The following is an 11,101-nucleotide window of genomic DNA, read 5'->3' as shown; positions in this document are numbered from 1 at the left end:
GACAGGCCGGGAGCTGAGCGAACGGCTCACCCAGTGGCAGCGCGGACGCGAGTTCGACGCCGACGCCGAGGAGGTCGAGCGCGCCCGGCTGGCGGTCGCCGTGGTGTCCGCGTACGCCGACTCGGTACGCCGGGCCGGCACGCCGATGGCCGCCGACTCGGAACGGGTGCTGCTCGACCAGGTCACCGCCGAACTCGTCGGGCTGGGCCGCCTCCAGACGCTGCTCGTCGACGACAGCATCGAGGAGGTGCACATCCTCGGCTGCGACCAGGTGCGCATCACCCGGCACGGCGGCGGCGTCGACTGGGCCGAGCCGATCGCCGAGACCGACGACGAGCTGGTGGAGATCCTTCAGGCGGCGGCCCGCCGGGCCGGGGCCACCGAACGGTCGCTGTCCACGTCGAAGCCCACGCTCGACCTGCAACTGCCCGACGGCAGCCGGCTCGCCGCGGTGTTCCTGGTCAGCCACCGCCCGTACGCGGTGATCCGCAAGCACAACACGCTCGAGGTGAGCCTGGAGGACATCGCGGGCGGCCGGCCCGACCTGGACGAGATGATCGACCCGCTGCTGCGCGACTTCCTCCGCGCGTCGATGCGCGCCGGGCTGAACATCATGGTCGCCGGGCTCGCCGGGGCCGGGAAGACCACTGTGATCCGCGCGCTGATGGACGAGATCCCGGCCGACGAGCCGTACGTGCTGCTGGAGGAGAGCCGGGAACTCCTGCCGGCCCGGCGCGGGCACAAGCACCGTGCGGTGATGAGCTTCGAGTCCCGGGAGGGGCACGGCGAGCGCGGCGCGGACGGGCGGCCGGCGGGTGAGGTCAGCATCGCCGATCTGATCCCGGTGTCGCTGCGGATGGGCGTGCTGCGGATCATCGTCGGTGAGGTGCGGTCCCGGGAGATCGTGCCGATGCTCCAGGCTATGACCACGAGCCGCGGGTCGATGTGCACCATCCACGCCCGTACCCCCTCGGGGGTGAGCGAGCGCATCATCGAGCTGGCGCTGTCGCACGGCCGGGAGATGACAGTCGACCAGGCCCGCCGGATGGCCGGCAACGCGCTCGACCTGATCGTCTACGTCACGGTCGAGGACGAGACAGCGATCGGCGGACGCAAGCACCGGTTCGTCTCGCACGTCGAGGAGGTCATCGGCGTCGGCGAGGGCAACCGGATCACCACGACGACCGTCTTCGGCCCCGGGCCGGACGGCCGCGCGGTCCCCCGCCACCTGCCCGAACGCATCCGCGACCAGTTGCTGCGCGTCGGCTACGACGCCCGCCTGCTCACCCGGTTCGTCGAGGCCGGTGTGGGCGCGTGGCGGCGCCCCCGGCACACCCGCCTCGGGGCGCGGCCGAGCGGAGGCCCGGCGTGACGCAGATCGAACTGATCGCCCTGGTCTCCGGCGCGGCCTGCGTGGCCGGGCTGGTGCTGACCGTCGTCGCGCTCGTCGGCACCCGCCGCCCGCCCGGTCCGGCGCCCGGTGCCGGGCCGAGCCTGAGCCGGCTCTGGACCGGTTCCGGCGCGAGCCGCGCCGACCAGCGCCGCTACCAGCTCCTGCTCGGCGCCGCGGTGGTCGCCGGTGCGGTGGCGTTCCTGCTCACCGGGCTGCCGGTGGTCGGCCTGCTGGTGGCGCTCGCGGTGCCGGGCGTGCCGTGGCTGTTCGCGGTCGGCCGGGCCGAGCAGCGGGCCATCGCCCGGGTCGAAGCCGTAGGCGAGTGGACCCGTCGGCTCAAGGACATCTCGGCCACGGGCCAGGGACTCCAGCAGGCGATCATCGGCACCATCGCCACCGCGCCGGAGGAGATCCAGGAGGAGGTACGCACGCTCGCCGCCCGCCTCCAGGCCGGCTGGCTGGCCCGCTCCGCGCTGCTCGCCTTCGCCGACGAGATCGCCGACCCGGTCGCCGACCAGGTGGTGGCCGCGCTGATCCTGCACCTCACCGACCGGGGTGAGCGCCTCGGCGACGTGCTCGGGTCGATCGCCACCGCCGCCTCGGCCGAGGTGGCGACCCGGCGCGAGGTCGAGGCGAAGCGCACCCAGCCCCGGTTCGCGGTCCGCTTCCTCACCGGCATGACGCTGGCGACGCTCGCGTACGGGCTGGTGAACAGCGAATACATCCGTCCGTACGGGACGGTGACGGGTCAGCTCGTGATGGCGGTGCTCGGTGCCGCGTTCGTCGGGCTGCTGGTCTGGGTCCGCTCGATGAGCCAGCCGCCCCGGCCCGCGCGGTTCCTGCCGGCGCCCGACCCGGAGGAGGCGATCGCGTGAGCGCACTCAACTGGCAGATGGCGATCGGGGTGCTCGGCGGGTGCGCGGTCGGGCTCGGGCTGTTCCTGGTCGTGCGCGAGGCGCTGCCGGCCACCCCGGCGCTCGGCCCGGCGCTGCGCCGGCTGCACCAGCCACCCGGCCAGGCCCCGGCCGCCGGCGCCGGGCCGGACTGGCTCGGCGGGTTCGCCCGCTGGCTGCGCCCGCCGCACCGGCAGCTCGCGCTGCTCGACCGCACCCCCGAGCAGTACGCCCTGTCCGTGCTGCTGTCGGCGCTCGTCGGGTTCGCCACCCCGGCGGTCGCCTCGGCGGTGCTCTTCGTCGGCGGGGTGGCGCTGCCGGTGGCCGTACCGGTGGTGGCCAGCCTGGGCCTGGCGCTCGGCGCCGGTCTGCTCGCGCACCGCGCGGTGCTCGCCAAGGCGGATGCCGCCCGGGACGAGTTCCGGCAGGCGGTCTGCACCTACCTCGACCTGGTGGCGTTGCAGCTCTCCGCCGCGCACGGCCCGGTGCAGTCGCTGGAGCGCGCGGCGGCGGTCTGCGACGGCTGGGTCTTCGACCGGATCCGGGAGGCGCTGCGGCTCGCCCAGCTCCAGATGCACTCGCCCTGGGACGAGTTGCAGGAATTGGCCGAGCGGATCGGCATCCCGGAGCTGGGCGACGTGGGCGCCATCATGCGCTCCTCCGGCAGCGAGGGCGCCCAGGTGCACGAGACGTTGCGGTCCCGCGCCGACTCGCTGCGCGACCAGATCCGTACCGACAACCTGGCCCGCGCCGAGGGGGTCACCAGCAAGTTGGACATCCCCGGCTCGCTGCTGGTGTTCGTCCTGCTCGGCTTCGCCGTCTATCCGTTCCTCGCCCGCCTGTGAACCCACCCGAGAAGGAGACGACCATGCACCTCTACGCCTACCTGTACGTGGCGGTGAGCACCCGCCTCGCCGAGCTGCGCCGGGACTCCGAGCGCGGCGACAGCCCGGTGCCGACCGCGGTGATCATCTTCGGCCTGGTCGCGGTGGCCATGGCGGTCACCGGGCTCGCCCTGGCCAAGGCGAACAACTGGATGAACGCCATCCCGAACAACACGGCGCCGCAGGCCCCGTGATGCCCAGCCCCGCCCGTACGGTCCGGAGCCGGCCGGCATCTGCCGGCCGGCCCGCCGGCCCGCCCGGTCCGGGGCGGTTCGCCGCTGCCCTGCGCGCCCGCCTGGCCGAGGGTGAGCGGGGCGCCAACCCGGTCGAGCTGGCCGTGGTGATGCCGGTGATCCTGGTGATGCTGTTCGGCTCGATCCAGGTCGCCGTCTGGTTCGTGGCCCGGTCCACCGCGCTGAACGCCGCGCAGACCGCTGTGAACGCCCAGCGCACGATCGACGCCGGGCCGGACGCCGGACGGCAGCGGGCGATCAGCTTCCTGCAACAGTCCGGGGACTGGCTGGTCGGCTGGGAGCAGACCGGCCCGACCTGCGTCGAGACCGCCACCGGCGTCACCTGCACGGTGCAGGGACGCTCCCTGTCGGTCATCCCGGGCGTCTCGTTCGAGGTCACGCAGACCGCGCACGGCCCGGCCGAACGCTGGACCACCGGATGAGCGCCGGGCCGCGACGGGACCGGGGTTCCGTCTCGATCGAGGTGGCGGTGCTCGCGCCCGCCTTCATCGGGCTGATGGTGCTGGCCGGCGTGGCCGGGCGGACCGCGGTCGCGGACGAGGCGGTGGAGTCGGCCGCCCACGACGCCGCCCGGGCCGCCTCGCTGGCCCGCAACGCCGACGACGGTGCGGAGGCCGCCGAGGAGGCGGCCCAGGACCAGCTCGGCTGGGCGGGGCTGAACTGCACCGGCCCACCCGGGATCGATCTCGCGGGCTCGGTGGCCGGGACGACGACGAGCTTCGCCGCCGCGTACCAGAGCGCCGCAGGCGTGCCGGCGACCGTGACGGTCACGGTGACCTGCACCGTCTCCTTCGACGACCTGAGCGCGCCCGGCCTGCCCGGCGTGCCGGGCGGCAAGACCGTCTCGGCGAGGTTCACCTCGCCGCTGGACACCTATCGGAGTCGCGGATGACCGGGCGGCGCGAGGCGGAGAGCGGCCGGGTGAGCATGTTCCTGGCCGTGGCGATGACCGGCGTACTGGCGATCATCGGCCTGGCCTACGACGGCGCCGGTCAACTGCGCACACTGCAGCGCGCGGACAACCTGGCCGCCGAGGCGGCCCGCGCCGGTGGCCAGATGATCGACCGCGCGCGGGCCATCGAGGGCGGCCCGAAGCGGATCGACCAGGTCGCCGCCCGCGCCGCGGTCGCCGCCTACCTCGGCGCCGCGGGCGGCGTCCAGGACCACGAGGTCGACTTCCCCGTGGTCGGCACCGAGACCCAGATCCGGGTACGCGTGCAGATCACCTACAGCCGGGACCTACTGAGTCTGTTCGGCGTACAGAAGACCGCCACCGTCACCGGTGAGGCCACCGCTCGGGCACTCACCGGCCCACCGTAGGAAGGGAAGGCCGCCATGGGCGCACCCCGACGCTCCCCCGTCCGCCGCGCCGGCCAGGTTCTCACCGGCCTCGGCGCCCTCGTCGTGCTCGTCGGCGTGCTGGCCGGCGGGCCGGTCGCGTTGCTGGCGTTCGCCGGCAACCCGCTGCCGGATCATCTGCCCACGCTGGCCGAGGTCGGTACGGCGTTGACCAGCCGCGACGACGGTCAACTCTTCCTGCGCGCGCTGGCGGTGGTGGGCTGGTTCGGCTGGGCCACGTTCGCGTTCTCCGTCGTGGTGGAGCTGCTCGCGGCGGCGGTACGCCGGCCGGCGCCGAAGCTGCCCGGCATGCACCGCCAGCAGAAGGCCGCCGCCGCGCTCGTCGGTTCGGTCGCGTTGATCCTGGTCGCGAGCCCGGCCGCGGCGAGCGCCGCCGCACTGACCGCCCCGCAACCGGTGGTCGCCGCCGTCACATCGCCGGCCGTGACCGCGAGCCAGGTCACCCCGTCGACCCCGGTCGCGGCGGAGACGAGCGAACCGGCCGTGTACCGGGTGGCCAAGGGCGACTACCTGGGCGAGGTGGCCGACCGCTACCTGGACGACTTCGACAGATACAAGGAGCTGGCCCGGCTGAACCGGCTCGCCGACCCGGACCGGATCCGCCCGGGTCAGCTCATCACGCTGCCGGACGGCGCGACGGACTCGGGTGCCCGGCGGCACGCCACCGGACGGATCGTGGTCACCGAGCCGGCCGAGACGGCACCCGTCAAGCCCGGTGGCGGCGGTGCCTCCTCGACCACCCCGAAGGCGAAGCCCAAGCCCACGCCGCGGGACGCGACGCCCACCGTGGAGGCGCCTGTCGGTCAGCCGCCGGCCATGTCGGCGGGCGCGTCCCGGGCCACCGCCGAGGAGGGCATCAACCGTCCGCTGGCCATCTCGGCGGTGCTGGCCGTGGCGAGCATCGTGGGTGCGCAGATCGGCGCGCTGCTCGGGTTGCGCAAGCGGCCGGTGCCCGCCCGCGCGCTGTCGAGCGGACGGCACCGGCGGGACTGACTCAGGGCAGCCGGGCCTCGACCTGGCCGGACACCACGCGGCTGGGCAGCACGATCTGGTCGTTGGCGGCCGGACCGTGCACCACCTCGCCGCCGTCGAGCCGGAACGCGCTGCCGTGCCAGGGGCAGACAACGCAGGCGTGGCCGTCGATCTGCTCCACCTTGCCCTCGCCGAGCGGGCCGCTCTGGTGGGGGCAGCGCTCCAGCATCACGCTGACGTCGTCGCCGTCCCGGTAGAGGATCACCGGGACGTCGTCGATCTTCTTGGTGACCAGCTCGTGCCGGGGCAGGCTGCCCAGGTCGCCGACCCGGTGCCACCCGTCGCTGATCAGGTGCATCTCGGAGACGCTCTGGCTGGCCTGGGCGCCCTGCTTGTACGCGAGGTGCCCACCCAGGTACGCCCCACCGCTCGCGGCGGACAGCCCCAGATAGGACAGCGTCCGGCCGAGGCCGTGGCGCCCCTTGAGCCGGGCCGCCAGCGAGCCGGCGTACAGCGCCAGGCCGACGGTGTTGGCGGCGGCGTGCACCAGCCCGATCCGGCGCTGGTCGCGGGTGAGCGTGGCCCAGTCGTTGAGCCCGGCGACCGCCGCGGGCACCGCGCTGACCGTACCGAGACCCACCAGCGCGGTGGCGGCCCGGCGCTGGCCGGGCAGCAGGTCCACCACGGCGGCGGAGATCCAGGCGCCGACCGGCACCTGCACCATCGCGGGGTGCAGCGGATGGCCGAGCCACACCCCGTGCAGCGCGTCGCGCACCCGTTGCGAGCGCAGCGTGCCCTGGACGGCGCGCTGCAACCGGTCACCCACCCGGTCGAGACCGGTGGCCTGTTCGATCTTCGTCAGTAGTTCGCGCACCTGTTCCGACTTCCCGGCAGGAGAGCCCCCAAACCGGACGCCCCGGAATTCCCTCGCACGGAACCCCCGCTGGATATACTCAGGCGGCCGACCGTATATAGGGAGCCGCGGTGACCAAGATCCTGGTGGACGTCGACGACGAGGCGCTGGCGGATGCCGCCGAAGCGTTCGGCACGAAGACCAAGAAGGACACGGTGAACGTCGCGCTCCGCGAGGGCGCGGCGAGACTGCGCCGCGCCCGCGCGCTGGCGGAACTGGCCGAGCGCGGGCAGGCCGGTGACTTCGACGAACTGCTCGACAAGGGTGCCTACCGCTCGTGAAGCTGGCCGACTACCTGATCGACACCAGTGCCCTCGTCCGGCTCCTGCGTGATCCGGACGTGCTGGCGCGCTGGGAGCAGCAGGTGACAGCGGGCCTGCTCGCCGTGTGTCCTCTGGTCGAGCTGGAGTTCCTCTACACCGCCCGGTCCGTCGCCGACCGGACGCGCCTGGCGGAGCAGCTCCGGGCCGCCTTCGGCTGGGTGGTGATGCCGGACCGGGTCTACGAGCGCGCCGCCGAGATCCAGGGCGAGCTGACCGCGCGGGGCACACACCGCTCGGCGGGCGCCGTCGACCTGCTCATCGCCGCCACCGCCGAATACCACGGGCTCTCGCTGCTGCACTACGACCGGGACTTCGACCAGGTCGGAGCCGTCACCGGCCAGCCGATGCGCTGGCTGACCCGGCCCGGCACGATCAAATAGGCCGTAGCCACGACGGTGCCGTCGCGGGCATGCTGAGCCCATGGGGGTACGCGTCGAGCACGCCGGTGCCGTGACCACTGTGATCCTGGACCGGCCCGAGGCACGTAACGCCGTGGACGGGCCGACCGCGCGAGCCCTGGCCGACGCGTTCCGCGCGTTCGACGCCGACCCGGACGCGGCGGTCGCCGTGCTCTGGGGCGCGGGCGGCACGTTCTGCTCCGGTGCCGACCTCAAGGCCGTCGGCACGCCGCGCGGCAACCGCGTCGAGCCCGACGGCGACGGGCCGATGGGTCCGACCCGGATGCGACTGTCCAAGCCGGTGATCGCCGCGATCTCCGGGTACGCGGTGGCGGGCGGGCTGGAGCTGGCGCTCTGGTGCGATCTGCGGGTCGCCGAGTCGGACGCGACGCTCGGCGTGTTCTGCCGACGCTGGGGCGTACCGCTGATCGACGGCGGGACGGTCCGGCTGCCCCGGCTGATCGGCGAGAGCCGCGCGATGGACCTGATCCTCACCGGCCGTCCGGTGCGCGCCGACGAGGCGTACGCGATGGGTCTGGTCAACCGGCTGGTCGCGCCGGGTGAGGCTCGCGCGGCGGCCGAGGAACTGGCCGCCGGGATCGCCCGGTCCCCGCAGACGTGCCTGCGCAACGACCGGGCGGCGGTGCTGGCCGGCGCGGGGCTGCCGGAGCCGGAGGCGATGGCGGCCGAGCTGACCTACGGCCTGGAGTCGCTCGCGGTGGACGGGGTGCGCGGCGCCGGCCGGTTCGCCGACGGCGCCGGCCGGCACGGCGCGCCGGCCGGCTGAGGCGTCACTTCAGCGCGCGCAGCGCGTCCTCGATGGCCCTGTGGAACGTCGGGTACGCGTAGATCATGTGCCGGAGCTGACTGATCGGCACCGCCGCGTGCACCGCCACGACGAGCGCGGAGAGCACCTCGCCACCGGCCGGTCCGGCCGACGTGGCGCCGACGAGGACGCCCTGGTCGGCGTCGGCGATCAGCTTGATGAACCCGGCGTTGCCGGTCTTGTGGATCCAGCCCCGGGCCGACGAGGTGAGGTCGGCGTACCCGACCTGGACGTTGACGCCGCGCTCGCGGGCCTGCTGCTCGGTGAGGCCGACCGCGCCGACCTCCGGGTCGGTGAACGTGACCCGGGGCAGCGCCCGGTAGTCGGCGACCGGGACGCTGCCCGGCGCGGCAGTCGATCCGCCCGCGCTCATCGCGCCACCGACCGCGCTGACCACCCCGGCCGCGCCGCCGACCACACTCGCGGTGCCGCTGGCGTCCGGGCCTCCCTTGGTACGCCGCATGTGGTCGAGCACGTCCGCTACCACGATGCCGGCCTGGTACATGGCGATGTGGGTGAACGCGCCCTCGCCGGTGAGGTCGCCGACGGCCCAGATCCCGTCGGTGACGTGCATCCGGTCGTTCACCGGCAGGTAGCGCTGCCCGGCGTCCACTCCGACGGTGTCCAGGCCCAACTCCTCCAGGTGCGCCTTGCGGCCGGTCACCACGAGCAGCTTCTCGCCGGTGAACTCGGCGCCGTCGGCGTGCACGGTGAAGGCGTCGCCGTCGTGGCCGACCCGGCCGGCCTTGACCCCGGTGTGGATCTCCACCCCGTCGGCGCGCAGCGCGTCGGCGGCGAGCGCGGACGCCTCCGGCTCCTCGACGGCGAGCACCCGGTCGGCCGCCTCGATCACAGTCACCCGGACGCCGAACCGGGCGAAGACCTGCGCGAGTTCCAGCCCGATCGCGCCGCCGCCGAGTACCAGCAGCGAGCCGGGCAGTTCCTCCACCTCGATGGCCTGGTGGTTCGTCCAGTACGGCGTGTCGGCCAGCCCGTCGATCGGCGGAACCGAGGGCCGGGTGCCGGTGCCGAGGACCACGCCATAGCGGGCCTGGAACACCTGGTCGCCGACGCGTACGCGGTTCGGGCCGTCGAGCCGCCCGCTGCCCCGGACGAACCGGCCGCCCTTGCCGGTGAACCGCTCCACCGCCACCTTGTCGTCCCAGGTGTCGGTGGCCTCGGCCCGGATCCGCTTCGCCACCGGCGCCCAGTCGGGCCGCACCTGGGCGGACCCGGCCAGCTCGTTGACCCGGTGCGCCTCGGCCAGCGCGTTCGCCGCCCGGATCATCATCTTGCTCGGCACGCACCCCCAGTAGGGGCACTCGCCGCCGACCAGGTCCCGTTCGATGCCGACCACGGTGAGGCCGGCCTCGGCGAGCCGCCCGGCCACCTCCTCGCCGCCGACGCCGAGCCCGACCACGACCACATCCACCAGTTCCGGCTCCGCCATTCCGCAAGCATTCCGCACCTGCGGGGCACCGGCCACCGCACCGGCCCGGAATTCCCGCGCCGGTAACGAACGCGACCACCTACCGTGGCCGCATGCACGCGCGCTTCGCCCCGGTCCGGGACTGCTTCCACGACCTGTTCTCGACCGGCCGCGAGACCGGCGCGTCGCTGTCGGTGTGGCACGACGGTGTACCGGTGATCGAACTGGTGGGTGGCACCACCGCCGCGGTGCCGCCCGGCACTGTCGTACCGGCCGCCGGGGCAGATTGTCCGTGGCGGCCGGACACGCTCGTCGACGTCTACTCGGTCGGCAAGCCGGTGGTCGCGCTCTGTCTGCTTCTGCTCGTCGACCGGGGCCGGGTCGACCTGGACGCGCGGGTGTCGGCGTACTGGCCGGGGTTCCGCGCCCCGGCCACCGTGCGGCAGGTGCTCGCCCACACCGCCGGGCTGCCCGCCTTCCCGGTGCCCCGGCCCGCCACCGCGATCGCCGACTGGGACCTGCTCTGCGCCGACCTGGCCGCCGCCGACCCCGAGTGGACGCCGGGCGCCGTCGCGGGCGAGCACGCCTGGACGTACGGGCACCTGGTGGGCGAGCTGGTCCGCCGGGTGGACGGGCGGCCCGTGGGCCGGTTCCTAACCGAGGAGATCGCCGGTCCGTGGCGTCTGGACCTGGCCTTCGGGCTGGACGAGGCGGACCGGCGGCGGTGCGCCGACCTGTCGTACGCCGATCCGGCCTGGCCGGACGCGATGCGCGGCGAGCCGGGCTCGTTGCGGGCGCGGGCGCTGGACAACCCGCCGGGCGGGCTCGATGTCGCGATGGTGAACAGCGGCCTGTGGCGGGCCGCCGAGATCCCGGCGGTGAACCTGCACGCCACCGCCGCCGGGCTCGCCCGGCTGTACGCGGGCCTGCTCGCCGGCGGCACCCTGGACGGGGTACGGCTGTTCAGCCCGGAGCTGGTCGCGGAGGCGACGCGGGTGCAGTACGCCGGCCCGGACCTGCTGCTGGACCGGCCGGTGGACTGGACGCTCGGCATGCAGTGGGAGCCGGACGGCAGTTGGGGCATGGGCGGGATCGGCGGCAGCAGCGCCTGGGCCGACCCGGAGCGCGGCTACACCTTCGCGTACGCGACAGCCCGGCTGGCCGACCACGACCGGGTGGAGGAGCTGGTGGAGGCGTTGCACTCCTGCCTCTGATCTCCCGTCACGTTCGGTGATCCGGGGCGTCGTCACGCAGCGCATTCGGCCGGCCGGGCGGCGGTGTCTTCCCTTTTCCGCCTTTGCTCTGCAGCCATCGGCGCAGCACGGCGCCGAGCAGGGCTTTCCTCGCAGGTCCGAAACCCGCGCAAGACCGGGACGGTCACTTTCTGCAACCGATGCGGATATGGCTGCAGAGCAAAGGGGACGAGAGGCAGCAGGCCGCGGCGGGCAGGGAATCAC

Annotated in this window: 14 protein-coding genes; 12 read left to right on the top strand and 2 right to left on the bottom strand. The window is 74.2% G+C overall.

Annotated features, from left to right (window positions below):
- The 8 genes from EAD96_RS24420 to EAD96_RS24385 form a co-directional block, all read left to right on the top strand.
- On the top strand, window positions 1-1,372 hold a 1,372-nt coding region (locus tag EAD96_RS24420; protein ID WP_147457926.1), incomplete at its 5' end, for a CpaF family protein.
- Window positions 1,369-2,268, top strand: a complete 900-nt coding sequence (locus tag EAD96_RS24415; protein ID WP_120574047.1) for a type II secretion system F family protein — start codon at window positions 1,369-1,371, stop codon at window positions 2,266-2,268. The genes EAD96_RS24420 and EAD96_RS24415, both read left to right, overlap by 4 nt.
- 17 nt (window positions 2,269-2,285) lie before the next feature.
- Window positions 2,286-3,131: a type II secretion system F family protein gene (locus tag EAD96_RS24410; RefSeq protein ID WP_121685917.1), complete on the top strand. Its 846-nt coding sequence runs from the start codon at window positions 2,286-2,288 to the stop codon at window positions 3,129-3,131.
- Window positions 3,132-3,154: 23 nt separating this feature from the next.
- Window positions 3,155-3,364 carry a hypothetical protein gene (locus EAD96_RS24405; protein WP_013283462.1) on the top strand — a complete coding sequence of 70 codons (210 nt, stop codon included), beginning with the start codon at window positions 3,155-3,157 and terminating at the stop codon, window positions 3,362-3,364.
- On the top strand, window positions 3,364-3,846 hold the full coding sequence (locus EAD96_RS24400; RefSeq protein WP_120574049.1) for a TadE family protein: 483 nt from the start codon (window positions 3,364-3,366) through the stop codon (window positions 3,844-3,846). Before EAD96_RS24405 ends, EAD96_RS24400 begins: the two co-directional genes overlap by 1 nt.
- A complete protein-coding gene (locus EAD96_RS24395; RefSeq protein WP_121685916.1) occupies window positions 3,843-4,316 on the top strand; it encodes a TadE/TadG family type IV pilus assembly protein in 474 nt (157 codons plus the stop codon). The genes EAD96_RS24400 and EAD96_RS24395 overlap by 4 nt, the downstream gene beginning before the upstream one ends.
- On the top strand, window positions 4,313-4,744 hold the full coding sequence (locus EAD96_RS24390; protein WP_121685915.1) for a pilus assembly protein TadG-related protein: 432 nt from the start codon (window positions 4,313-4,315) through the stop codon (window positions 4,742-4,744). Before EAD96_RS24395 ends, EAD96_RS24390 begins: the two co-directional genes overlap by 4 nt.
- A gap of 15 nt (window positions 4,745-4,759) precedes the next feature.
- A complete protein-coding gene (locus EAD96_RS24385; protein WP_121685914.1) occupies window positions 4,760-5,776 on the top strand; it encodes a LysM peptidoglycan-binding domain-containing protein in 1,017 nt (338 codons plus the stop codon).
- A 1-nt stretch (window position 5,777) separates the two neighbouring features.
- Here the strand turns inward: EAD96_RS24385 and EAD96_RS24380 are convergent, their stop codons facing one another.
- Entirely contained in the window at window positions 5,778-6,629 is an 852-nt protein-coding gene (locus EAD96_RS24380) for a Rieske 2Fe-2S domain-containing protein (RefSeq protein ID WP_121685913.1), read from the bottom strand.
- 110 nt (window positions 6,630-6,739) lie between these two features.
- On the opposite strand from EAD96_RS24380, the gene EAD96_RS24375 reads away from it, so the two are divergent.
- The 3 genes from EAD96_RS24375 to EAD96_RS24365 are packed head-to-tail and all read left to right on the top strand — an operon-like array spanning window position 6,740 to window position 8,176.
- Entirely contained in the window at window positions 6,740-6,949 is a 210-nt protein-coding gene (locus EAD96_RS24375) for a type II toxin-antitoxin system VapB family antitoxin (protein WP_030500628.1), read from the top strand.
- A complete protein-coding gene (locus EAD96_RS24370; protein ID WP_121685912.1) occupies window positions 6,946-7,371 on the top strand; it encodes a PIN domain nuclease in 426 nt (141 codons plus the stop codon). Before EAD96_RS24375 ends, EAD96_RS24370 begins: the two co-directional genes overlap by 4 nt.
- Window positions 7,372-7,411: 40 nt before the next feature.
- The gene (locus EAD96_RS24365; RefSeq protein WP_121685911.1) at window positions 7,412-8,176 is read left to right on the top strand and encodes a crotonase/enoyl-CoA hydratase family protein; all 765 of its coding nucleotides are present in this window, start codon (window positions 7,412-7,414) and stop codon (window positions 8,174-8,176) included.
- Window positions 8,177-8,180: 4 nt separating this feature from the next.
- Here EAD96_RS24365 and EAD96_RS24360 read toward each other — a convergent pair whose 3' ends face one another.
- Window positions 8,181-9,665, bottom strand: coding sequence for an NAD(P)/FAD-dependent oxidoreductase (locus EAD96_RS24360; protein ID WP_121685910.1), 1,485 nt, complete (start codon window positions 9,663-9,665; stop codon window positions 8,181-8,183).
- A 92-nt stretch (window positions 9,666-9,757) separates the two neighbouring features.
- Between EAD96_RS24360 and EAD96_RS24355 the strand changes: the two genes are divergently transcribed.
- Window positions 9,758-10,858 carry a serine hydrolase gene (locus tag EAD96_RS24355; protein ID WP_121685909.1) on the top strand — a complete coding sequence of 367 codons (1,101 nt, stop codon included), beginning with the start codon at window positions 9,758-9,760 and terminating at the stop codon, window positions 10,856-10,858.
- Window positions 10,859-11,101 lie beyond the last annotated feature (243 nt).

The organism is Micromonospora sp. BL1 (assembly GCF_003667485.1).
GTDB classification, from domain to species: domain Bacteria; phylum Actinomycetota; class Actinomycetes; order Mycobacteriales; family Micromonosporaceae; genus Micromonospora; species Micromonospora tulbaghiae.
Note: the sequence above shows the minus strand (reverse complement) of the source record. Positions and strands in the feature narration are given on the sequence as shown.